Raw genomic sequence first — 21,357 nt, 5'->3', positions numbered from 1 at the left:
CGGAGGGCACGTGACCTATGACGTCGGGGCCACCGGTACCCGGATCGAGCGGCTGGTCGCCGAAAGCACCGACCCGGCGCGCGCCGACGAGCTGGTCCGCCTGCTCGTCGGCCTCTACGGCGAGGCCCTGACCCGGATCGCCGCCGTGGCCCGCGACACCGGGGTCCTGGAACGGCTCGCCGCCGACCCCGTGGTGTCCGAACTGCTCGTCGTGCACGACCTGCACCCGCGGGACACGACGCAGCGGGTAACGGCCGCCCTGGAGGAGGTCCGGCCCTACCTCGGCTCGCACGCCGGGGGCGTGGAACTCCTCGGCGTGGACGACGACGGCGTGGTCCGGCTCCGGCTGGAAGGCACCTGCCACGGCTGCCCGTCGTCCACGGTCACCGCGACGACGGCGATCGAGACAGCGGTGCGCCGGGCCGCGCCGGAGGTGACCCGGGTCGACGTCGAGGGCACCGTGGCACCGCCCCCGGTCGGCGGAAACCTCCTCCAGATCCAACCCACTCCCGGGTACGTCGCGGCCAGGCTCCCCGACCTGCCCTTGTCCGGCCTGGAATGCCCTGTACCCGGGGCGCGGCCATGACCACGGGACTACGCCGGTTCCGCGCGCCCCTGCCGGCGACGCCCCGGGTGGAACGCTGCGAGATGTGCGCCAGGACCCTGCTCGCCGGGCACCCGCACGTCGTGGACACCGAGAACCGGGGCCTGCTGTGCGCCTGCCCGGACTGCGCCTCGCTGTTCGCGCTGGAGGGCGCGGCGGGCGGCCGGTACCGCAGGGTGCCCGACCGGTACGTGCGCGCCGCCGGTTTCGTGCTCACCGACGCGGACTGGGAGGTGCTGCGGATCCCCGTCCGGATGGCGTTCTTCTTCCGCAACTCCGCGCTGGGCCGCCCGGTCGCGTTCTACCCGAGCCCGGCCGGCGCGACGGAGTCCCTGCTGGACGTGGACTCCTGGGACCGGGTGCTGGCCGCCAACCCGCACCTGCCGCCGGCCGCCGACGACGTGGAGGCCGTCCTGGTCCGCCGGACCGCCGACGGGTTCGAGTGCTTCCTGGTCCCGATCGACGCGTGCTACCGCCTCGTCGGCCTGGTCCGCACGCACTGGAAGGGCTTCGACGGTGGCACCGAGGCGTGGGCGGCGATCGACACCTTCTTCACCGACCTGCGCGCCCGCAGCCGGGTGGTGGGCACCGGATGAGCGACCTGTCCTTCGCCTGCGTCGACGCCCGGCCCGAGCCCCACGGCGTGGCGCCCACGCTCCTGTTCACCCTGCGGATCGGCGAGTCCACCGGCGTCCGGGTGCACACCCTGGCCCTGCGCTGCCAGCTGCGGATCGAACCCCGGGGCCGGCACTACGCCCCGGCCGAGACGGAACTGCTCAACGACGTGTTCGGCGAGCCGGCCCGGTGGGGCGAGACCCTCCTACCGCTCCAGTTCGCCCAGAGCTCGACCCTGGTCGCCGGCTTCGCTGACACCACGGACGTGACCCTGGCCGTGCCGGTGACCTACGACTTCGACGTCGCCGCCGCCAAGTACTTCCACGCCCTCGACGACGGGGAGATCCCGCTGTTGTTCCTGTTCAGCGGCACGGTGTTCACCACCGGCCCGGGCGGTCTGTCCGTGGAGCAGGTCCCGTGGCACCACGAGGCCCGCTACCGGCTGCCGGTCGCCGTCTGGCGCGACCTGATGGACCGGTACTTCCCCGGCGAGGGCTGGATCCGGCTGCGCCGCGACACGCTCAGCGCCCTGCAGAACTACCGGTCCCGGGCGGCGCTGACCGGCTGGGACGAGACCGTGGAGACCCTGCTGGGCGAACACGAGGGAGCCGCGCCGTGACCGACGTGTTCGACGCGGCCCTGCGGGTCGCCGACGCCGTGCTCTACGAGGGGTACCTGCTGTACCCGTACCGGGCGTCGGCGGCCAAGAACCAGGCCCGCTGGCAGTTCGGGGTCCTCGTCCCGCCCCGCTACGCCGAGGCCAGCGGCGAGCCGTCGGCCGCGGTCACCGAGTGCCTGCTGGAACCCCGCCCGGACGCGACCGTGCGGCTGCGGGTGCGGTTCCTGCAGCTCCAGGCGCGCACCGTCGAGCGCCGCGACCCGGCGGGGTACGTACCCGTCGAGTCGTTGCCGGTCGACGGCCGCGACGTGCTCACCTGGGAGGAGGCCGTCGACCGGCAGTGCGACGCCGCGCTGTCGGTGCACGACCTGCTCGACGAGGAGCGGGTGATCCGGTTCGACGTCCCCGAGGGCCGCGACGTGGAACCCGTCCTCGACGCCACCGGTGCGGAGGTCGGCCGGCTGGTCCGGCGCCGGTGGCCGGTCCGGCTGGACGTGCATGTGTCCGCCGAGCGGTTCGACGGCCCGTACGGCCTGCTCAAGCTCCGGGTCCGGGTCGCCAACGCCTCCGCGGGGGACGGCCGTCCCGGGCGGGACCGGGCGCTGCGCCGCGCCCTGATCTCCGCGCACACCCTGCTCGCCGCTGGCAACGGCACCTTCGTGTCGCTTCTGGAACCCCCGGAGTGGGCCCGGCCGGCGGCGGCGTCGTGCCACAACGAACACACCTATCCGGTACTCGTCGGCGAACCCGGCCACGAGGTCGTCCTGTCCTCCCCGATCATCCTGTACGACCACCCGCACATCGCCCCGGAGAGCCCAGGGGACCTGTTCGACGCGCTGGAGATCGACGAGATCCTGACCCTGCGCACGATGACGCTCACCGACGCGGAGAAGCGGGAGGCGCGGGCCACCGACGACCGGGCGGCGGCGATCCTGGACCGGGTCGACACGATGCCGGCCGAGGTCCTGGACCGGCTGCACGGCGCGGTCCGCTACCTACGCCGCACCACGTCCCCGACCCACGACCGCGCCTCCGCCACCGCCCAGGTCGGCCTCTTCGACCCGGGCGCCGCCCCGTGGTGGGACCCGGCCGCCGACGCCGCCGTGGACCCGGACCGCGACAGCGTCACCGTCGCCGGGGTCGCCGTGGCCAGGGGCACCCGGGTCCGGCTGCGTCCGGGCGCACGCCGCTCCGACGCGCAGGACATCTTCCTCGCCGGCCGCGACGCCACGGTCGAGGCCGTGCTCCTCGACGTGGACGACGTGCGCTACCTGGCCGTCACCCTCGACGACGACCCGGCGGCGGACCTGCACCGCTGGCACGGCCGATACCTGTACTTCTCCCCGGACGAGGTCGAACCCTTGCGACCGGACGGGGTGTCCCCGTGACCGCCCGGGTGCTCGTCGCCGGCCTCGGCAACATCTTCCTCGGCGACGACGGCTTCGGGGTCGAGGTGGCCCGCAGGCTGACCGCCGAAGGGGACCTGCCCGCCGGTGCCGAGGTCGGGGACTTCGGCATCCGGGGCGTGCACCTGGCCTACGAGCTGCTGTCCGGGTACGACACGGCGATCCTGGTCGACGCGACGTCGCGGGGCGAACCCCCGGGCACGGTCTACGCCCTGGACCTGTCGGCGGAGTTGGCTGGACCACCGGCAGGGTCCGCCCCGCAGGTACTGCTCGACGCGCACGGCATGCAGCCCGACGCCGTCCTGGCCCTGCTGCACCGGATGGGTGCCGACATCGGCCGGGTGCTGCTTGTCGGCTGCGAACCGGAGGACCTGGGCGACGGGATCGGCCTGAGCCCGCCCGTCGCCGCGGCCGTGGACGAGGCGGTGCTGCTGGTCCGGGCCCTGGCCGCGGAGGCGGCAGAGGATCACACGAGAGGGGGAGTCCGATGATGGGACGGGTGGTGGCCGGCGTGGTGCTCGCCGGCGCGGTCGTGGCCGTGGTGCTCGCGTTACCCGACATCCGGCGGTACCTGCGGATCCGCCGGATGTGAGCCGGTGGCGACCTTCCGGATCCTGCCGGACCGCTCCCGGGTGTGGATCGACGCGCGGACCAGCGTGCACCCGATCCACGGCGAGGCCGACGGGGTGACCGGCGCGCTGGACCTGGAGGTCGACGGCGGCACGGTGCTCCTGGAACCGCGGCCCACCGGCCGGCTCCGGCTGGCGGTCGGTCGGCTGCGGTCCGGCAACCGGCTCTACGACGGCGAACTGCTGCGCCGGGTGGACGCCCGCCGGTACCCGGAGATCACGGCGGAGGTCCGGGAGGTCACCGCGACGGCCGGCGGTTACCGGGTGCGCGGCGATCTGACGTTCCACGGGGTGACCCGGACGGTCGACGGCGAGGTGCTGGTCGTCTTCCCCGACCCCGACACGGTGGAGATCACGGGGGAGCGGGCCTTCGACGTCCGCGACTTCGGGATCGACCCGCCGAGGATCCTGATGCTCCGGGTCCACCCGGACGTGACGGTCCGCGTCCGTCTGTTGGCGGTACGCGCAGTCGACTGAGAGAGGTGGTACCCGGATGTGCCTGGGCATTCCCGGTGAGATCGTGGAGATCCTCGCCGAACCGGACCTGGCCCTGGTGGACGTGAGCGGCGTCCGCCGGGCCATCAACATCGGCCTCGTCGAGGAGGCGTTGGCGCCCGGCGACTGGATCCTGATCCACGTCGGCTTCGCGCTGTCCAGGATCGACGAGGCCGAGGCGCGGTCGGCGCTGGACTTCCTGGAGGGCATCGGCCAGGCCTATGCCGACGAGCTGGCGGCGTTCGCCGACTCCCGGATCGTCGAGCACGACGTGTTCATCCCGCGCCCGGCCGACCTGGCCGCCCCCGCGTCCGCCGCCGAGTAAGGGAGGTTCGCGTGCGTTTCGTTGACGAGTACCGCGACGCCGACGTCGCCCGGGCCCTGTCCGCCCGGATCGCGGCACTGTGCGAGCCGGGCCGGCAGTACAAGTTCATGGAGGTGTGCGGCGGGCACACCCACACCATCTACAAGCACGGCCTGGAGGACTACCTGCCCGAGTCCGTGACCCTCGTGCACGGCCCCGGCTGCCCGGTGTGCGTGATCCCGATGGGCCGGGTCGACGACGCGATGCACATCGCCGAGCAGCCCGATGTCATCCTGACCTCGTTCGGGGACATGATGCGCGTACCCGGCGGCCAGGGTTCCTTCCTCGACGCCATGGCCGCCGGCGCCGACATCCGGATGGTCTACTCGCCGCTGGACGCCCTGAAGATCGCCCGACAGAACCCGGACAGGCGGGTGGTGTTCATGGCGATCGGCTTCGAGACCACCGCCCCGTCCACCGCGATGACGGTACTGCGCGCCGAGGCCGAGGGCGTCGACAACTTCGCGATCTTCTGCAACCACGTCACCATCATCCCGGCCATCAAGGCCATCCTCGACTCCCCGGACCTGCGCCTCGACGGGTTCATCGGCCCCGGGCACGTGTCCACGGTGATCGGCTGCCGGCCGTACGAGTTCATCGCGCGCGACTACGGCAAACCCCTGGTGTGCGCAGGGTTCGAGCCGCTGGACATCCTGCAGTCCGTCCACCAACTGCTCGTCCAGCTTTCCGAGGGGCGGTGCGAGGTGGAGAACCAGTACTCCCGGGTTGTGCCCTGGGACGGCAACCCGGTCGCCCTGGCCGCGATCGGCCGCACGATGGAACTGCGGCCCTACTTCGAGTGGCGCGGCCTCGGCTTCATCTCGCACTCGGCGCTGCGGATGCGCGAGGAGTACGCCCGGTTCGACGCCGAACGGCTCTTCGAGGTGCCCGGCGTGCGGGTCGCCGACCCCAAGGCGTGCCAGTGCGGCGAGGTGCTCAAGGGCGTGCTCAAGCCGTGGGAGTGCAAGGTGTTCGGCACCGCGTGCACGCCGGAGACCCCGATCGGCACGTGCATGGTCTCCTCGGAGGGGGCCTGCGCCGCGTACTACAACTTCGGCAGGTTCAGCCGCGACCGGGTCCGGGAGGCGACGCGCGCATGAGGGAACTTCCCCTGATCAACCGCGAACAGCAGGTCCTCGACCGGATCGAGAGGGCCCGCCGCCGCCGGCCGACGGTCCGCGAGGAACGCATCACCCTCGCGCACGGGGCCGGCGGCAAGGCCACCCACACCCTGATCGACGCGGTGTTCCTCGAGGAGTTCCGCAACCCGCTGCTCGAACCCCTCGAGGACGGGGCCCGGTTCGCCGTCGACGGCGCGCGCCTGGCGTTCACCACCGACTCCTACGTGGTGTCCCCGCTGTTCTTCCCCGGCGGCGACATCGGCGACCTCGCGGTCAACGGCACGGTCAACGACCTGGCGGTGTGCGGGGCCCGCCCGCTGTACCTGTCGGCCGGCTTCATCCTCGAGGAGGGTTTCCCGGTGGCCGACCTGCGCCGGATCGCCGCCTCGATGGCCAGGGCCGCCGCGGCCGCCGGGGTCGCGATCGTCACCGGCGACACCAAGGTCGTCGGGCGCGGCAAGGGCGACGGCTGTTACATCACCACGGCCGGCGTCGGGGTGGTCGAACGCGAGGGCGCGTTCAGCGCCGCCGCCGCCCGGCCCGACGACGTCGTGCTGGTGTCCGGCCCGGTCGGGGAGCACGGCGTGACCGTCATGCTGGCCCGGGGCGAGCTGGACATCTCCTCCGACGTCACCTCCGACACCGCAGCCCTGCACGGCCTGGTCGCCGCCCTGCTCGACGCCACTGACGGGGTGCGCTGCCTGCGCGACGCCACCCGGGGCGGCGTCGCGACGGTCCTCAACGAGATCGCCGCCGCGTCCGGGACGGCCGTGATCGTGCGGGAGGAGGCGATTCCGGTCCGCCGGGACGTGCGCGGCGCGTGCGAGCTGTTGGGCATCGACCCGCTGTACGTCGCCTGCGAGGGCCGGCTCGTCGCCGTCGTCGACGGGGCGGAGGCCGACGTAGCCCTCGCGGCGATGCGGGCGCACCCGCTCGGGGCCGGGGCGGCGGTGATCGGCCGGGTAGCCGAGGACCCGCCCGGCCTGGTGCTGCTCAAGACGGCGTTCGGCGGCACCCGGATCGTGGACATGCTGGTCGGGGACCCGCTGCCCCGGATCTGCTGAACCGCGCGGCCGGCGGACCGGATCCGGTCCGCCGGCCCGGGCTCGTTCCGGGCCGCCGACTCACGCCCGGTCGCGGGCTCCGGCGACCACGGCCTGGCCGAGGCTGATCCCGCCGTCGTTCGGCGGCACCCGCGAGTGGGTGAGCACCCGGAACCCGGCGTCGGTCAACAGCGCCACCGCCTCACCGAGCAGCACCACGTTCTGGAACACCCCGCCGGAAAGAGCCACGACCGACAACCCTTCCCGGGTACGCAGCCGCACGGCCCCCGCGAGCACCACCCGCGCCATGGTCCGGTGGAACCGCCCCGCCACCACCGCCCCGGCCGTCCCCGCGAGCACGTCGGCGGTGACCCCCCGCACGATCGCCGCCCCGGACACCACGAACGGGTCCCCGCCGCCGAGCAGCACCTCGTAGGACCCGTCGCGACCCGCGTCCGCCAAGCGTTCCAGCTCGATGGCGGCCTGGCCCTCGTAGCTGACCGTGTCGCGGACCCCGACCAGGGCGGCGACCGCGTCGAACAGCCGGCCGGCGCTGGAGGTCACCGGCGCACTGAGCCCGGCCCGGCCGAGGCGCACCACATCCGCCCACCGGTCCCCGTGCCGCCGGGCCACGCCCAGCCCCTCGGGCACGTCGCCCTCGAACGCCCGGTCCAGCCACGCCGCCGCCATCCGCCACGGTTCCCGCACGGCCGCCGCCCCGCCGGGCATCGGCACCTGCTCCAGGTGCCCGGCGCGCCGGTAGCCGGCCAGGTCCGCGACCAGGAACTCCCCGCCCCACAGCGTCCCGTCGGTCCCGTAGCCCAGACCGTCGAACGCGACCCCGATCACCGGCCCGGCCTCGCCGTTGTCGGCCAGGCACGACGCGATGTGCGCGTGGTGGTGCTGCACCCCGACGAGGTCCACCCCGCCGAGGTCGAGGGCGTACTTCGTGGACAGGTACTCCGGGTGCAGGTCGTGCGCCACCACCTCCGGCCGCACGTCGAACAGCCGGCGGTGGTGAGAGACGCCCTCGGTGAACGACCGGAGGGTCTCGTAGTTCTCCAGGTCGCCGAGGTGCCCGGACACGAACGCGTGCCGGCCCCGCCCGAGGCAGAAGGTGCTCTTCAGCTCCGCCCCGCACGCCAGCACCGGCCGGCGGAACTCCCACGGCACGGTGACGGGCCGGGGCGCGTACCCGCGCGAGCGGCGGATCAGCAGCTCCCGGCCGGCCGACACCCGGGCGACGGAGTCATCGGCGCGCACGTGGATCGGCCGGTCGTGGGTGAGGAACGCCTCGACGAGGGGGCCGAGTCGGGCGTACGCCGCCTCGTCGCGGTACACGATGGGCTCGTCGGACACGTTGCCGCTGGTCATCACCAGGGGACGCCCGACCTCGGCGAGCAGCAGATGGTGCAGCGGCGTGTACGGCAGCAGCACCCCGAGAAACGGGTTCCCGGGTGCGACCGACGGGGCGACCGGGGCGTGGGGGTGCCGGCGGAGCAGGACGATCGGTCGCCCGGTACCCGCAAGGAGCCGTTCCTCGACGTCGTCGACCACGCACAACGCCCGGGCGGCGTCGACGTCGGCGACCATCACGGCGAACGGCTTGTCCTCCCGGTGCTTGCGGGCCCGCAGTGCCGCGGCGGCGTCCTCACTGCCGGCGTCGACGGCCAAGTGGAAACCGCCCAAGCCCTTCACGGCCAGGACAGCCCCCTGGCGCAACAGCTCCGCCGCCGCGGCGACCGGCTCGCCGGCCAGCAGCCCCCCGGCCGGGTCGGTCAGCCGCAGCGCCGGCCCGCACGCCGGGCAGCACACCGGTTGGGCGTGGAACCGCCGGTCGCCCGGATCGTGGTACTCGCCCTCGCAGTCCGCGCACAACGCGAACCCGGCCATCGTCGTCATCGGCCGGTCGTAGGGCACGTCGCGCACGATGGTGAAACGCGGCCCGCAGTGCGTGCAGTTCACGAACGGGTACCGGAACCGCCGGTCGGCCGGGTCCCACAGCTCCCGCAGGCAGTCCGCGCACGTGGCGGTGTCCGCCGCGACGAGCGTGCTGCGCGCCGCCCCGGCCTCGCTGGCCACGATGTCGAAGCCGACCCCGCCCGCGGTCGGCACGGGCCCGCTGGTCACGCGCTCGATCGCCGCGAGGGGCGGCGGCTCCCGCTCCAGGGTCGCGAGGAACTCCCGCACGGCCACCGGGGCGCCCTCGACCTCGATCAGCACGCCTGCGGAGTCGTTGCGGACATAGCCGACCAGGCTCAGGCTGGTGGCGAGCAACCGCACGAAGGGCCGGAACCCGACGCCCTGCACCACGCCCTCGACCCGGACCCGGGTCCGTGTGACCGACATTCCCGTATTCTGCGCCGCCGGAGGCGCGGCGCGGGCCGGATCCGCTTCGCCCGGTCCCGGCACGCGGGGTCCGGTCAGGCCCGTCGGCCCGGGCCGGTCAGGGTAGCCGGAACAGCGTCGCCCCGTCGATGGCCAGCCAGTGCCGGTCGGCGGTCAGTGTGGCGGTGAACGTCCGGCAGCCCCGCGCCGCGCTGCGGAACACGAACCCGTCGCCGTCGGTGTCCACATCCCCCGCGCAGTCCACGGTGTTCGGTCCGGCGTCGCCCTCAGTCCCGAGCGGCGCCCGGTACCGGAAATGGTGGTCGGGGCCCACCGTCAGCGTGGCCGGCGGCGCCCAGATCCCCGCGTTCGGGCCCTGGGCGGTCCAGGTGCCCTCCAGGGGCCGCAGGGCGACGGCGCGGGCCGCAGCGCAGTACTCGATCGCGCCGACCGCCATCAGCACCACGGCCAGCACGGCGACGAACCCGGTCGCCACCGCGCCCCGGGACAGCCCTGGCCGGCCGTCGAACCCCAGCGCCCTGCGCACCTCGGTCGTGAAGGCGGGGTCCGCCGCCAGGTCCGCCGCGATCGTGGCCCGGGTCAGCGCCCGCAGTTGGGCGTTGTCGGGGTCGGCGACGAGCGCGGCCAGCGCGCCCCGGCCGGCCGGGGCGGCGGTGAGCCGGGTGCGCACGATCATCGCCGGCCAGCTGCGGCCGGTGCCGTCCGGGTCGGACAGCACCGCCATCAGTGCCGCACCCGCGAGTTCGTCGATGCCCATGCCCCGAAGCTAGCCGGACCGCGCCACCCGGCGCAGGCCACGACCGGCAGGTACATCGAGCTGTGACTATGTCAATTTCCCGACGGCGGCTCGACCCCGACGCCCGGACCGGGTGCGGACCCGGCATCCGGCCCGCCCTCCGGCGTGGGCCCGCCGCCCGGCTCCGAGCCGTGGTCGGCGGCCGAGTGCTGCGCCCGGGACCGGAGAATGAACGGCAGCGAGAACGCCGACAGCACCCCGCCCAGCACGAACGACGTCGGATACCCCCACACGTCCGCGGCCCGCCCGAGAGCCGGCTGCGCCACGATCCCGCCCGTGGAGCCCATCAGCGAGTCGAACGACAGGATCGTGGCCCGCTGCTGGGAGGGGATCAGCCCGTTGAGGTACGCCTGCCGGATCGGCGTGGACGCGGCGAAGAACAGGCCCCACGCCACGATCAGTCCGAGGACCACCCAGAAGTTCGCGATCGCACCGATCAGGATCACGGCGATCGCGCCGAGCCCGTCGGCGAACAGCAGCGCCGAGGTGCGCAGCCGGAACAGGGTGCGGACCTTCGGCGTGAGCAGCCCGCCGACGATCTGGGCCCCGGCGATGATCGCGGCGACCAGGCCGGCGATGCCGTACGCGTGCGGGTCGCCGTACAGGTTGAGCAGGTGTGGCTGCAGGGCGTAGAAGATGTAGATCGACGCGCCGCCGGTGAAGGGCGCGGCGAGCATCAGGTACTTCACGGCCGGGATCCGCCAGCCGTAGTCGATCGAGTCGGTCATCAGCTTGCGCATCTCCGTCAGCGGCCGGCCGCCCCGCTGCGGGGTGAACCCGATGTCGCGCATCAGCACGAACGCGAGCGCGAACATCACGGCCAGCACGACGGCCCGGACCACGAACGGCACGCCGAGGTTGGTGATCTGCGCGATGTACCCGCCGGCGATCGAACCGCCGAGCATCCCGACCCCGGCGAGGACCTGGGCCCGGGCGAACACGGATTCCAGGGCCCCGGTGAACCCGGTGGCGGCCAGCGCGTCGACCAGCCAGGCCTCCGTCGCGCCGGAGAAGAACGTGAATCCGAGGCCGAGCAGCAGGGACACCACCGCCCACTGCCAGAAGGGGGCGTGTAGGTGCCAGAGGAGCACGTACAACCCGGTGGTCGCGGCCAGGGTGATGGTGCCGAGCAGGAACGACACCCGCCGGCCCCACATGTCGGCCACGATGCCGGTCGGCACCTCGAAGAGCACCATGCCGGCGGTGAAGAACGCGTTGGCGGCGAACGCCTCCAGGTTGGACAGGCCGGCGTCGAGCAGGAAGATCGTGTTGATGCCCCAGATCAGCGAGGCGGCGAGCGTGTTGCCGAGGGCGAGCACGTAGTAGGTGCGGGTGACCGTTCGCGGGGTGTTGATCACGGTTCCACCTTCTCAAACTCCGCCCGGACCCCCAACAGCCGCACCGGCCGTCGGTCGGCGAATCCGTCGAGGGCCGTCGACGCGGCCTCCTCGATCGCGCCCGGGTCGGTGGTCGGGGCGGCCAGCGGGTGCCCGTGGGTGTGGGTGGCGAACGGCGCGAACCGCACCTTCACCACCACCCGTACGACCGCCCGGTCCTCCCCGGCGACGTCGTCGGCGACCCGCCGGGCCAGCACGGCGACCTCGCGGCGCACCTCGTCCCAGTTGTCGAGGTCCTGCTGGAACGTGGTCTCCCGGCTCCGGGACCGCGCCACCCAAGGCGAGTCGGACACCGGTGAGTGGTCCTCCCCGCGACCGAGCCGCACGAGCCACGGCCCGGTCGCCGGCCCGAACCGTGCGGCCAGGTCCGCAGGGTCGGCCGCGGCGAGCTGGGCGACGGTGTCCACACCCGCGGCAGCGAGCTTCTTCGCGGTACGCGACCCGACGCCCCACAACGCGTCCGTCGGCCGGTCCCCGAGCACGGCGAACCAGGTGTCCCCGGTCAGCCGGAACACCCCGGCCGGCTTGCCGAGCCCGGTGGCCAGCTTCGCCCGGAGCTTGTTGTCTCCGATCCCGACCGTGCAGTGCAGCTCCGTGGCCGCGAGCACCCGGCGCTGGATCTCGCGGGCCACCGCCTCCGGATCGTCGGTGTCGACCCCGAGGAACGCCTCGTCCCAGCCCAGCACCTCCACGACGGCGTCGAACCCGCGTAGGGTGGCCATCACGTCCTCCGACGCCGCCAGGTACGCGTCGGCGTCCACGGCCAGGAACACCGCCTCCGGGCACTTGCGCGCGGCGATCCGCAACGGCAGGCCGGAGTGCACCCCGCGCTCCCGGGCCTCGTACGACGCCGTGCTGACCACCCCGCGCTTCGTCGGGTCGCCGTCCCCGCCGACGACCACGGGGCGGCCCCGCAGCTCGGGACGGCGCAGCACCTCCACCGCCGCCACGAACTGGTCAAGATCGACATGCAGCACCCAACGGGTCACACCCCAGTCTCGCCCCGCGCCGCCCGACGGCGCGCGCGAATGCCCGCGCATGTCGCCGCAATTGATGCACATGCAACTTATGCACGGTCACGGTTCCAGGACTGTGTGCCCGACGTACCGGCCCGGTGCCGCACAACCCGGCTGGACGCGCGCGGGCCAGCCGCCGAGGACCGCCCGCCCGGCCTCAGGACTCCAGCAGCTGGTGACCGACGTACCGGCCCGGTTCGGCACCCGGCGGGATCGCGTACACCCCGGAGCCGATCGGGGTGGTCCACTCGTTGAGCAGGTCCGCCTCGGCGAGCCGGCGCTGGATCGGCAGGTACTGCCCGGCCACGTCCCGCTGGTAGGACGCGAACACCAGCCCGCTGTCCGGTCGCCCGTCCGGCCCGGCCGGCCCGTCGTAGTTGTACGGCCGCCGGTAGATCCGCGCGCCCGGCTCCGTCGTGCGCGCCCGCCGGACGTGCGCGCCGTCGGCGATCACCGGGAAGCCCAGCGCGTCGCGGGCGGTGAGGTCGGGGGTGTCGTGCTCGAAAGTACCCGTCAAGGGCGCGCCGGAGTCCAACCGGCGGCCCACGGCGAACTCCTTGCCGGCCCGGTCGACGGCGTCCCAGGCCTCCAGCTCGGCGCGGATCCGGCGCAGCACGAGAGTGGTACCCCCGGCCATCGGCCCGTCGGCGATCCACACCGCCGCGCCGAAGTCCGTGGAGTCGCCGGCAGGGTTGGCCGTCCCGTCGAGCTGCCCAAGAACGTTGCGCTGGGTGGCCCCGACCGGCCCCGCGCCGGCCGCCCGGCGGAACCCGTGCTGGCCGAACCGCACGGTCCCGAACGGCCGGGCGTCCTTCACCAGCATCCGGTGCGCGTGCGCCACGGTCAGCTGGTCGTCGGCGCAGACCTGGACCAGCAGGTCCCCGCCCGACCACCGGTCCTCCAGCCGGTCGATCCCGAACGCCGGCAGGGGCGCGACGGGACTCGGCAGCCCGGCGGCCCGGAACAGCCCGGGCCCGAAGCCGAACGTGACGGTCAGCCGGGCGGGCTGCGCGGCCAGCTCCGGCTCGGTGTCGCCGAGCGCCGGCCGGCCCTGGGTGAGCCGGGCCGCGTCGTCGGTGAGCAGCCGCATCAGCCGGACGACCGCCGCCCGGTCGACGCCGGGTCCCAGGTCGAGGGCGAGGAACACGGCGTGCGCCTGCGGCCGGGTGGCGATCCCGGCCTGGTGCGGCCCCCAGAACGGCTCGGTGGCCGACCCGAGGGGGACGGGCGCCGTTTCCGCCGGTGCCGCCAGCGCCGAACCGGCCGCTGCCCCCGCGAGCGCCGCCCCGCCCACCGCGAGCGCCCCGCCGGCCAGTAGCCGCCGCCGGCTGACCGGGTCAGCCATGGGCGGCGGGGGACGGCACGTAGGTCTCGTTCCCCCCGGCGAACGGCTTCGCCGGTGCCGTGAACGCCACGGTGCGGCCGTCCTTCAACGTCAGGGTGAACGGGACCTGCTCCCCGGCGCGGACCGGGGACGTCAGCTCCATCAGCATCAGGTGGTCGGACCCGGGCCGCAGCTCGTGGCTGCCGTGCGCCGGCACCACGAACCCGCCGGCCTTGGGCCGCATGGCCATCTTGCCGCCGTCCATCACCACCTCGTGCAGCTCCAACATCGACACCGTCGAGGTGGCCGACACGACGGTCAGCTCGACGTCGGAGTCGTTGCGCAGGGTACCGAACGCCGCGCTCATCCCCCTGTCGGCCGTCTTGACCCACGGGTCGACCACGGTCAGCCCGGGCACGGCCGGCCCGCTGGCCTTCGCGGTGGGCGCGTCGGTCCCCCCGCAGCCGGCCAGCCCGACCGCGACGGCGAGCGCGCCCGCCGCGGCCAGGACCCGGACGGATCTACGGAGGGTGGACTGCTGGCGCATGGCGACTCCTGTGTGGTCAGCGGACTGTCGCACGGGTAGTCGCCGCGGGGCCGTCACCGGTTCCCGACGGCGGATGTGGCCTGAACCACGCCGGGAACCATTCGCCGCCGCCGGCCGACCAACGACATATGACGAATCTCGGTACCGTCCGCCGGCTGGTCCTGACACTCACGGCCGGCCTGGTCGCGGCGGTGGCGGTGGCCACCCCGGCGTCGGCGCACGCCCGGCTGCTGTCCACCACCCCCACGGACGGGACGACGGTCCCCGCTACGGTCACCGCGGTGACGTTGACGTTCACGGACCCGCTGAAGGAGCAGTTCACGACGGTGGTGGTGACCGGCAGCGGGGGAGGGGCGCACGCGGACGGCGCGCCGAAGGTGTCCGGTACGACGGTCACCCAGCAGGTCACGGGCCTGCCCGCCGGCCAGGTCCGGGTCGCCTGGCGGACGGTGTCGCAGGACGGCCACCCGGTAGAGGGCGCGTTCACGTTCACGGTGGGCGCGTCCGACGGGGCGGTGCCCGCCGGGCCGGCGGCTGCCGGGACCCCGACGACCGGCGTGTCGAACCCGGACGTCGCCGTCACCGCGACTCCGCCCGGCCGGCCGCGCCGCTGGCCGTGGCTCCTCGCCGGCGGCGTCGTACTCCTCGCCGCGGCGGCCGGCACCCTGCTCTGGAGCAGCCCACGACGGCGCACCTGAACACCGCCCGGGCTCGGCGTCCGGTCGAGACGCCGCGCCTCGGACCCGCGATCCCACGTCGCGCCGGGACGGCGTTACTCAGCCATCGACGGTGCGCCGGATGGGTTCCAGGCCTCTCAGGGCTGGTCGGCGACCCGCCGCAGGTTCCGGATCGCCGGCACCGCGAGTTGCGCGACGCAGCAGGCCACCCCGACAACGGCCCCGAACCCGAGTACCGCCTCCGCGCCGACCAGCCCCGCGACCGGTCCGGCGAGGGCCTGGCCGATCGGGATGCACCCGACGGAGCCGGCCACCTCGTAGGCGATCACCCGGTTGAGCACGTCCGGCGGCACCTGGGTCTGCACGCTGGTCGACCACACCACCGACCAGAACGCCCAGGCCGCCCCGCCCAGGACGTGCAGGGCGATCAGCCCGGCCAGTGGCGCGTGCACGGCGTAGCTGAGCGGGATGAGGGCGAAGCCGAACAGCGCGACGGAACCGGCGGCCAGCGGTCGCCGCGGCCGGTACCGCATCGCGATCAGGCCGCCGAGGATGGTGCCCCCGCCGAGCGCCGACAGCACCCAGCCGTAGGCCTGCTCGCCCAGGCGGTCGGTGACGAGGCCGGAGCCGAGCGGGTACACCGGGGCGAACACAAGCATCCCGCGCGCCATGAAGATCACGATCGTGGTCCACATCCAGGTCCGGGACCGGAACTCCCGCCAGCCCTCCCGGAGGTTGCGCAGCATGCCCACGGCCTGCTCCGGCGGCGGGGCCGGTGCCAGCCTCAGCGCCAGCAGGCAGACCGCGCTGACCGCGAACGTGCCGGCGTTGACCACGTAGACCATGCCGGCGCCGACGGCGGCGATCAGGGTCGCCGACAGGGCCGGTCCGGCGAGCTGGGCGACGGCGTCGGCGACCCGGAGAGTGGCGTTGGCCCGCTGGGCGTCCTCGGACACCCGGGGCACCATGCTCTTGACGCCCGGCTCGAACATCGCGGTCGCCGCGCCGGCCAGCGCCGACATCGCGATCATCAGCCCGAGAGACGGCCGGCCGGACAGCAGCGCCGCCGCGACCACGGCCTGGGTGCCGACCCGGACCACGTCGGCGCCGATCATCATCCGCCGAGGGGTGAACCGGTCGGCGAACACCCCGCCGAACAGGATCAGCAGGACGAGCGGCGTCATCCAGGCGGCGAGCACGTACCCGACGCCGCTCGCGCCGTAGCCCGCGCCCCGGACGGCCAGGGCCACGGCGACGGGCAGCATGCCGTCGCCGAGCAGCGCCACGGAGCGGGCCACGAAGTACAGGCCGAAGTTGCGGGTCCAGAGCCTGGTGTGGCCGATGGGTGGGGCGAGGGTGGCCACGGGGTTCCTTCCAGCGGGACTCAGGCGTTCAGCCTTCCTTATTGGAAAGAAGCCTGCAAAATGTTTTGGATCACTCCCGCGACAGCTCGTACTCCACCTCGCCGTGCTCGGTCCCCGGGATCGGGTCGTCGAACAGCAGATGGAGCGTCCGCGCGTACCGCAGGCCGGCCTTCTCCATCACCCGGCGCGAGGCGAGGTGCACGGCCATCGTCCGCGCGTACACCCGCCGGGCCCCGAGGTCGTCGAACGCCACCCGGAGAAGTGCCCGGGCCCCCTCGGTGGCGTACCCGAGTCCCCAGGCCCGGGCGCGCAGCCGGTAGCCGAGCTCGAACTCGTCGACGGAGGCCGTGGGCGCGAGCGCGAACCAACCGAGGAACCCGCCGGTGCCACGCTCGACGGCGGCCCAGCGCCCCGCCGGGCCGCAGGACGGGTGCCTCGACCTTGAGCGGGTCTTGACCGGGTTCGGCGACGCTGACCGCAGACCGTAGAGGGCCAGCCGGAGGAGTACCCCATGAATCGACGTCTCGGAACACTCGCCGCCGTGGCGGTGCTGCCGTTCGCGCTGCTCGGCTGCACCCCGTCGGCCCCGGCCGCGGGCTCCGGCCAGCCGGCCGCGACGGGAGCTGCCGCCCCGGCCGCGGCGGCGCCGAAGGGGGGAGTGAGCGTCGCCGACTTCTGTTCCAAGTTCGGCGACGACATGATCCTCAACAGTTTCGCGGGTGCCGGCGACTACGGCGACCTGGACCGCGAGAAGGCCAAGCGGGAACTCCGCGCGCTCGGCGACGCCGCGCCCGCGGAGATCAAGAAGGACCTGTCGTTCGTGATCGACGCGGATGTCGCCCTGATCAACGGCGAGCCGGGTTCCCCACAGCGGATGACCAGCCCGGACTACCAGGCGGCGATGGACCGGTTCACCACCTGGTGGACGAAGAACTGCGGAAAACCAGCCTCCTAGGATGCTCTAGCGGGTGTACCACCCGACACAGGAACACAACTATCCACCAAAGAGCGGGGGCTCCACCATGAGGACATTGACGATCGTAGGTAGCCTGTCGGCATGTTCCCCGTGCGTCTCGTCGGTCGCCGGGTGACCCTGCGGGAGGTCACCACCGCCGATGCCGAAGCCGTCGGACGCGTGCTCGGCCACCCGCTGGTGGCCGAGCGGTTCCCGTGCGAGGAGACCCCGTTGCGCGTGCCGGTGGGGGAGCCCCGGGCGGCGTACCACCTGGTCGTCGAGAAGGACGCCGAGGTGGTCGGCGGCGGAGCACTCCGGATCACCAGCACCACGCACGGCCGCGGCGAGATCTGCTACGTGCTGCACCCGGACTGGTGGGGCCAGGGCCTGGCGACGGAGACGGCGCGGCTCCTGGTGGATCTCGGCCTCCGCGACCTCGGGCTGCACCGGATCGAGGCGACGGTGGACGACGACAACGGGGGAGCCCAGCGGGTGTGCGAGAAGATCGGCATGCGGTATGAGGGCCGCACCCGTGGATACCTGCAGGTCGGTGGCGTGTGGCGCGACTCGGTGCGATTCGCGACCCTGGCCGGTGATGGGGGTTAACCCTGAGAGCGGGTCAGGTGACCCCCGACCCGGAAATCGGTGCCCCGGTCATACCGAGGGGGGACGAGCCGCGCCCGCCCGGCACCGACGATGTGGGGTATGACCTCTCAAGCAGTGATGAGCGCCACGGGGATCGCGGCGAAGGCCGACGCGGTGTGGAAGGTGTACGGCAGGGGCGAGGCCCAGGTGGTCGCCCTCGGTGGGGTGAGTGTGGATCTGGCGCGGGGCGAGTTCACCGCGATCATGGGGCCGTCGGGGTCGGGCAAGTCGACGTTGATGCACTGCCTGGCGGGGTTGGACACGGTGACCCGCGGTGAGGTGAGCATCGGGGACACGAAGGTGACGGGGCTGTCGGACCGGGGTCTGACGGCGTTGCGCCGGGAGAAGGTCGGGTTCATCTTCCAGCAGTTCAATCTGTTGCCGACGTTGACGGCGGAGGAGAACATCCTGTTGCCGTTGTCGATCGCCGGCCGTAAGCCGGATCCGACGTGGTATCAGACGGTGATCCGGACGGTGGGGTTGGCTGACCGGCTGCGGCACAAGCCGACGGAGTTGTCGGGTGGTCAGCAGCAGCGGGTGGCGTGCGCGCGGGCGTTGGTGTCGCGCCCGGAGGTGATCTTCGCCGATGAGCCGACGGGTAATCTCGACTCGCGGTCGGGGGCGGAGGTGCTCGGGTTCCTGCGGGATTCGGTGCGGGAGTACGGGCAGACGATCGTGATGGTGACGCATGATCCGAACGCGGCGTCGTACGCGGACCGGGTGATCTTCCTGGCGGACGGCAAGGTGGTCTCGGAGTTGCGGAACCCGACCGCCGAGGCCGTGCTGGACACGATGAAGCGGCTCGACGGGCAGGGTGCCCGGTAATGTTCAAGGCCACGTGGAAGTCTTTGTTGTCCCGGAAGCTGCGGCTGCTGTTGTCGGGGATGGCGGTGGTGCTGGGTGTGATGGCGGTGTCCAGCGCCCTGATTCTCACCGATTCGTTGAGTGCGTCGTTCGACGACATGTTCCGTACGGTGAACGCGAATGTGGACGTGCAGGTCTCGGGGGTCTCGGCGGGGGGCGAGAACGGTTCGCGGCCGGAGCCGTTGCCGGCGTCGGCGGTGGAGAGGGTCCGTGCGGTGTCGGGCGTGGCGTCGGCGGTGGGGGACGTGAGCGCGGACGGCGCCCGGGTGGTGGGCCGTAACGGGAAGGTGATCGTCACGCAGGGTCCGCCCCGGTTGGGGATGGCGTGGCGGGACGGTGGCGGCATCGCGCAGATGCGGACGGGTACCGGTCCGAAGGCCGATGACCAGGTCGCGATCAACGCGTTGTTGGCCAAGCAGGGTCCGTTCGCCGTAGGGGACCGGATCGAGGTGCTGACTCTGGCGGCGAAGCGGTCGTTCACGGTCAGTGGCGTGTTTGGGATGACGGGGAACCGGGATTCGCTGGGTGGCGAGACGGTCGTGGCGTTCACGGAGCCGGTGGCGCAGCGGTTGATGCTGGGCAAGGAGGGCGTGTACAGCTCGATCGACGTGCGGGCCGCGGCGGGGGTGACGCCGGCGGTGGTGAAGGCGAACGTGGCGGCGGCGCTGGGGTCGAGCGGGGTGGTGCGTACCAGTGCGGAGGTCGCCAAGGCGCAGGCCAAGGATGTGCAGCAGTTCCTGACGATCTTCCAGAACTTCCTGTTGGGGTTCGCCGCGGTGACGTTGTTCGTGGGGATCTTCCTGATCCTGAACACGTTCTCGATTCTGGTGGCGCAGCGGACCCGGGAGTTGGCGCTGCTGCGGTCGTTGGGTGCGGGCCGGGGGCAGGTGATCCGGTCGGTGCTGGTGGAGGCGCTGGTGGTGGGGGTCGTGGCGTCGACCTTGGGTCTGTTCGCCGGGTACGGGGTGGCGCTGCTGCTGAAGCAGATGTTGTTCAGTTCGCTGGCGGACGCGACGCTCGGGTTCACGGGGTCCGCTGTGGCGGCCTCCTACCTGGTGGGTGTGTTGGTGACGCTGGTCGCGGCGGTGGTGCCGGCTCTGCGGGCGTCGCGGGTGGCGCCGATCGCGGCGTTGCGGGACGCGGCGACGGCGGACAAGTCGCTGGTGAAGGTGACTCTGGTCGGGGGGATCCTGGGTGCCGTCGGGGCGGGTGGTGTCGGCTGGGCCCTGTTCGGTTCGTTGAAAGGCAATGCGATCTGGGGGGTACTCCTCACCGGTGTCCTCCTCACGTTCATCGGCGTCGCGCTGCTCACCCCGAGCGTCGCCCGGCCCACGGTGGGGGTCATCGGTCGGCTGTTCTCGTGGTCGCTTCCGGGGAAGCTGGGTCGGCGCAACTCGGCCCGCAACCCGCGGCGTACCGCGAACACGGCGGCGGCGTTGATGATCGGCCTGGCGTTGATCACGGGAGTGAGTGTGTTGGCGGCGTCGATCCAGGCGAGCATGTCGAAGGTGTTCACGCGGGATCTGCGGGCGGATCTGGTGATCGACCGCGATTCCGGGGACGCCTCCTATGACGCGTCGGTGATCGACAAGACGCGGCGGATGCCGGGGGTCGCCGCGGCGGTGGGGCTGTACGGGGACGTCACGACGGATGTGACGGGCAAGACCGTTTACGTCACTGGTACGGATCTCGCGGTGGCCAAGGACCTGTTCAACCTGAAGGTGGAGTCGGGTGAGTTGCGGGATCTGCGGCACAACGAGGTGGTGGTCGGGGAGGAGTTCGCGGCGAAGCGCGGGCTGGGCACCGGTTCGTCTTTGCGGTTGAGGACGTCGCGGGCGGGTGAGCAGACGTTCGTGGTCGTCGGCGTGTACGCCAAGCAGGAGTTGCTGTCCGAGCCGTTGATGTCGGTGGCTGACGCGGAGGAGTACTTCCAGGTGCCGTCGCCGGCGCTGGGTGCGGTGCGGTTGGCTCCGGGGGCGGACGCGGTGGGGATCCGCAAACAGATCGAGGCGTTGCTGGTGGACTCGCCGGAGGTGAACGTGGCCAGTCAGGCCGACTTCATCAAGCAGCAGACGGGTCAGGTTGACACCCTGTTGAACATGTTGTACGCGCTGTTGGCCCTGGCGGTGCTGATCGCGATCCTGGGGATCGTGAACACCCTGGCCCTGTCGGTGCTGGAGCGGACCCGGGAGTTGGGGATGCTGCGCGCGGTGGGGATGAGCCGGTGGTCGGCGATGCGGATGATCACGGTGGAGTCGGTGGTGATCTCGGTGTTCGGCGCGTTGCTGGGCCTGGCCGTGGGTACGGGGCTGGGGGTGGCGGTGGTGCGGGCGTTGAAGGGGCAGGGTTTCGACGTGTTGTCGGTGCCGTGGACGCGGATGCTGCTGTTCCTGGGTCTGTCGGTGGTGGTGGGGTTGTTCGCGGCGATTCTGCCGGCGATCCGGGCGGCGCGGGTGAACGTGTTGCAGGCGATCTCCTACGAGTGAGTGGGCGGTCGGGCCCCGTCCTCCGGGAGAGGGTGGGGCTC

23 protein-coding genes are annotated in these 21,357 nt (G+C 72.8%); 15 read left to right on the top strand and 8 right to left on the bottom strand.

Annotated features, from left to right (window positions below; genetic code table 11):
* Nucleotides 1–10: 10 nt before the first annotated feature.
* From IW245_RS08215 to hypE, 10 genes are read left to right on the top strand one after another with little or no spacing between them, the layout of a single operon-like run.
* Nucleotides 11–586 (top strand): NifU family protein, encoded by a 576-nt coding sequence (locus tag IW245_RS08215; RefSeq protein WP_197002582.1) that lies wholly within the window; start codon nucleotides 11–13, stop codon nucleotides 584–586.
* Complete coding sequence (locus IW245_RS08210) at nucleotides 583–1,200, top strand: DUF5947 family protein (RefSeq protein WP_197002581.1); 618 nt, start codon at nucleotides 583–585, stop codon at nucleotides 1,198–1,200. Before IW245_RS08215 ends, IW245_RS08210 begins: the two co-directional genes overlap by 4 nt.
* A complete protein-coding gene (locus tag IW245_RS08205) occupies nucleotides 1,197–1,838 on the top strand; it encodes a DUF6084 family protein (RefSeq protein WP_197002580.1) in 642 nt (213 codons plus the stop codon). Before IW245_RS08210 ends, IW245_RS08205 begins: the two co-directional genes overlap by 4 nt.
* Nucleotides 1,835–3,226 (top strand): hypothetical protein, encoded by a 1,392-nt coding sequence (locus IW245_RS08200; protein ID WP_233472476.1) that lies wholly within the window; start codon nucleotides 1,835–1,837, stop codon nucleotides 3,224–3,226. Before IW245_RS08205 ends, IW245_RS08200 begins: the two co-directional genes overlap by 4 nt.
* Nucleotides 3,223–3,735 (top strand): hydrogenase maturation protease, encoded by a 513-nt coding sequence (locus IW245_RS08195; RefSeq protein ID WP_197002579.1) that lies wholly within the window; start codon nucleotides 3,223–3,225, stop codon nucleotides 3,733–3,735. The genes IW245_RS08200 and IW245_RS08195 overlap by 4 nt, the downstream gene beginning before the upstream one ends.
* Nucleotides 3,732–3,836 carry a DUF6893 family small protein gene (locus tag IW245_RS42605; protein ID WP_372445110.1) on the top strand — a complete coding sequence of 35 codons (105 nt, stop codon included), beginning with the start codon at nucleotides 3,732–3,734 and terminating at the stop codon, nucleotides 3,834–3,836. The genes IW245_RS08195 and IW245_RS42605 overlap by 4 nt, the downstream gene beginning before the upstream one ends.
* Nucleotides 3,837–3,840: 4 nt before the next feature.
* The gene (locus tag IW245_RS08190) at nucleotides 3,841–4,350 is read left to right on the top strand and encodes a YceI family protein (RefSeq protein WP_197002578.1); all 510 of its coding nucleotides are present in this window, start codon (nucleotides 3,841–3,843) and stop codon (nucleotides 4,348–4,350) included.
* A gap of 16 nt (nucleotides 4,351–4,366) precedes the next feature.
* Entirely contained in the window at nucleotides 4,367–4,693 is a 327-nt protein-coding gene (locus tag IW245_RS08185; RefSeq protein ID WP_197002577.1) for a HypC/HybG/HupF family hydrogenase formation chaperone, read from the top strand.
* Nucleotides 4,694–4,704: 11 nt separating this feature from the next.
* Nucleotides 4,705–5,832, top strand: a complete 1,128-nt coding sequence (hypD, locus tag IW245_RS08180) for a hydrogenase formation protein HypD (protein WP_197002576.1) — start codon at nucleotides 4,705–4,707, stop codon at nucleotides 5,830–5,832.
* Nucleotides 5,829–6,917, top strand: a complete 1,089-nt coding sequence (hypE, locus tag IW245_RS08175; RefSeq protein ID WP_197002575.1) for a hydrogenase expression/formation protein HypE — start codon at nucleotides 5,829–5,831, stop codon at nucleotides 6,915–6,917. The genes hypD and hypE overlap by 4 nt, the downstream gene beginning before the upstream one ends.
* A 60-nt stretch (nucleotides 6,918–6,977) precedes the next feature.
* Here hypE and hypF read toward each other — a convergent pair whose 3' ends face one another.
* The 6 genes from hypF to IW245_RS08145 all read right to left on the bottom strand — a co-directional run bounded on the left by hypF (nucleotide 6,978) and on the right by IW245_RS08145 (nucleotide 14,325).
* On the bottom strand, nucleotides 6,978–9,245 hold the full coding sequence (gene hypF / locus IW245_RS08170; protein WP_197002574.1) for a carbamoyltransferase HypF: 2,268 nt from the start codon (nucleotides 9,243–9,245) through the stop codon (nucleotides 6,978–6,980).
* Between the two features lie 97 nt (nucleotides 9,246–9,342).
* Nucleotides 9,343–10,002 (bottom strand): hypothetical protein, encoded by a 660-nt coding sequence (locus tag IW245_RS08165; protein ID WP_197002573.1) that lies wholly within the window; start codon nucleotides 10,000–10,002, stop codon nucleotides 9,343–9,345.
* Nucleotides 10,003–10,073: 71 nt separating this feature from the next.
* Complete coding sequence (locus IW245_RS08160; RefSeq protein WP_197002572.1) at nucleotides 10,074–11,399, bottom strand: MFS transporter; 1,326 nt, start codon at nucleotides 11,397–11,399, stop codon at nucleotides 10,074–10,076.
* The gene (locus IW245_RS08155; RefSeq protein WP_197002571.1) at nucleotides 11,396–12,427 is read right to left on the bottom strand and encodes a DNA polymerase IV; all 1,032 of its coding nucleotides are present in this window, start codon (nucleotides 12,425–12,427) and stop codon (nucleotides 11,396–11,398) included. Before IW245_RS08155 ends, IW245_RS08160 begins: the two co-directional genes overlap by 4 nt.
* A 184-nt stretch (nucleotides 12,428–12,611) precedes the next feature.
* The gene (locus IW245_RS08150) at nucleotides 12,612–13,799 is read right to left on the bottom strand and encodes a Dyp-type peroxidase (protein WP_197002570.1); all 1,188 of its coding nucleotides are present in this window, start codon (nucleotides 13,797–13,799) and stop codon (nucleotides 12,612–12,614) included.
* Nucleotides 13,792–14,325 (bottom strand): copper chaperone PCu(A)C, encoded by a 534-nt coding sequence (locus IW245_RS08145; protein WP_197002569.1) that lies wholly within the window; start codon nucleotides 14,323–14,325, stop codon nucleotides 13,792–13,794. Before IW245_RS08145 ends, IW245_RS08150 begins: the two co-directional genes overlap by 8 nt.
* A gap of 128 nt (nucleotides 14,326–14,453) precedes the next feature.
* On the opposite strand from IW245_RS08145, the gene IW245_RS08140 reads away from it, so the two are divergent.
* Nucleotides 14,454–15,023: a copper resistance CopC family protein gene (locus IW245_RS08140; protein ID WP_197002568.1), complete on the top strand. Its 570-nt coding sequence runs from the start codon at nucleotides 14,454–14,456 to the stop codon at nucleotides 15,021–15,023.
* Between the two features lie 116 nt (nucleotides 15,024–15,139).
* Here the strand turns inward: IW245_RS08140 and IW245_RS08135 are convergent, their stop codons facing one another.
* Together IW245_RS08135 and IW245_RS08130 are read right to left on the bottom strand one after the other, a co-directional pair.
* Nucleotides 15,140–16,366 (bottom strand): MFS transporter, encoded by a 1,227-nt coding sequence (locus IW245_RS08135; protein WP_233472482.1) that lies wholly within the window; start codon nucleotides 16,364–16,366, stop codon nucleotides 15,140–15,142.
* 70 nt (nucleotides 16,367–16,436) lie between these two features.
* On the bottom strand, nucleotides 16,437–16,847 hold the full coding sequence (locus IW245_RS08130; protein ID WP_231399451.1) for a GNAT family N-acetyltransferase: 411 nt from the start codon (nucleotides 16,845–16,847) through the stop codon (nucleotides 16,437–16,439).
* A 30-nt stretch (nucleotides 16,848–16,877) separates the two neighbouring features.
* Between IW245_RS08130 and IW245_RS08125 the strand changes: the two genes are divergently transcribed.
* The 4 genes from IW245_RS08125 (at nucleotide 16,878) to IW245_RS08110 (ending at nucleotide 21,316) form a co-directional block, all read left to right on the top strand.
* Entirely contained in the window at nucleotides 16,878–17,321 is a 444-nt protein-coding gene (locus IW245_RS08125) for a hypothetical protein (protein WP_197002567.1), read from the top strand.
* A 102-nt stretch (nucleotides 17,322–17,423) separates the two neighbouring features.
* The gene (locus IW245_RS08120; protein ID WP_197002566.1) at nucleotides 17,424–17,927 is read left to right on the top strand and encodes a GNAT family N-acetyltransferase; all 504 of its coding nucleotides are present in this window, start codon (nucleotides 17,424–17,426) and stop codon (nucleotides 17,925–17,927) included.
* A gap of 117 nt (nucleotides 17,928–18,044) precedes the next feature.
* Complete coding sequence (locus IW245_RS08115; RefSeq protein ID WP_197008394.1) at nucleotides 18,045–18,791, top strand: ABC transporter ATP-binding protein; 747 nt, start codon at nucleotides 18,045–18,047, stop codon at nucleotides 18,789–18,791.
* Nucleotides 18,791–21,316 (top strand): ABC transporter permease, encoded by a 2,526-nt coding sequence (locus tag IW245_RS08110; RefSeq protein WP_197002565.1) that lies wholly within the window; start codon nucleotides 18,791–18,793, stop codon nucleotides 21,314–21,316. The genes IW245_RS08115 and IW245_RS08110 overlap by 1 nt, the downstream gene beginning before the upstream one ends.
* Nucleotides 21,317–21,357 lie beyond the last annotated feature (41 nt).

It is taken from the genome of Longispora fulva (genome assembly GCF_015751905.1).
Taxonomy (GTDB): domain Bacteria; phylum Actinomycetota; class Actinomycetes; order Mycobacteriales; family Micromonosporaceae; genus Longispora; species Longispora fulva.
This window is presented reverse-complemented; position numbering and strand designations above follow the sequence as displayed.

Bases quoted from the DNA above. Each gene is read 5' to 3' on its own strand.
- IW245_RS08120 (WP_197002566.1), top strand. From the start codon at position 17,424: ATGTTCCCCGTGCGTCTCGTCGGTCGCCGGGTGACCCTGCGGGAGGTC.
- IW245_RS08185 (WP_197002577.1), top strand. From the start codon at position 4,367: ATGTGCCTGGGCATTCCCGGTGAGATCGTGGAGATCCTCGCCGAACCG.
- IW245_RS08110 (WP_197002565.1), top strand. From the start codon at position 18,791: ATGTTCAAGGCCACGTGGAAGTCTTTGTTGTCCCGGAAGCTGCGGCTG.
- hypF (WP_197002574.1), bottom strand. From the start codon at position 9,245: ATGTCGGTCACACGGACCCGGGTCCGGGTCGAGGGCGTGGTGCAGGGC.
- IW245_RS08140 (WP_197002568.1), top strand. From the start codon at position 14,454: ATGACGAATCTCGGTACCGTCCGCCGGCTGGTCCTGACACTCACGGCC.
- IW245_RS08205 (WP_197002580.1), top strand. From the start codon at position 1,197: ATGAGCGACCTGTCCTTCGCCTGCGTCGACGCCCGGCCCGAGCCCCAC.
- IW245_RS08115 (WP_197008394.1), top strand. From the start codon at position 18,045: ATGAGCGCCACGGGGATCGCGGCGAAGGCCGACGCGGTGTGGAAGGTG.
- IW245_RS08165 (WP_197002573.1), bottom strand. From the start codon at position 10,002: ATGGGCATCGACGAACTCGCGGGTGCGGCACTGATGGCGGTGCTGTCC.
- IW245_RS08150 (WP_197002570.1), bottom strand. From the start codon at position 13,799: ATGGCTGACCCGGTCAGCCGGCGGCGGCTACTGGCCGGCGGGGCGCTC.
- IW245_RS08210 (WP_197002581.1), top strand. From the start codon at position 583: ATGACCACGGGACTACGCCGGTTCCGCGCGCCCCTGCCGGCGACGCCC.
- IW245_RS08125 (WP_197002567.1), top strand. From the start codon at position 16,878: ATGAATCGACGTCTCGGAACACTCGCCGCCGTGGCGGTGCTGCCGTTC.
- hypE (WP_197002575.1), top strand. From the start codon at position 5,829: ATGAGGGAACTTCCCCTGATCAACCGCGAACAGCAGGTCCTCGACCGG.
- IW245_RS08145 (WP_197002569.1), bottom strand. From the start codon at position 14,325: ATGCGCCAGCAGTCCACCCTCCGTAGATCCGTCCGGGTCCTGGCCGCG.
- IW245_RS42605 (WP_372445110.1), top strand. From the start codon at position 3,732: ATGATGGGACGGGTGGTGGCCGGCGTGGTGCTCGCCGGCGCGGTCGTG.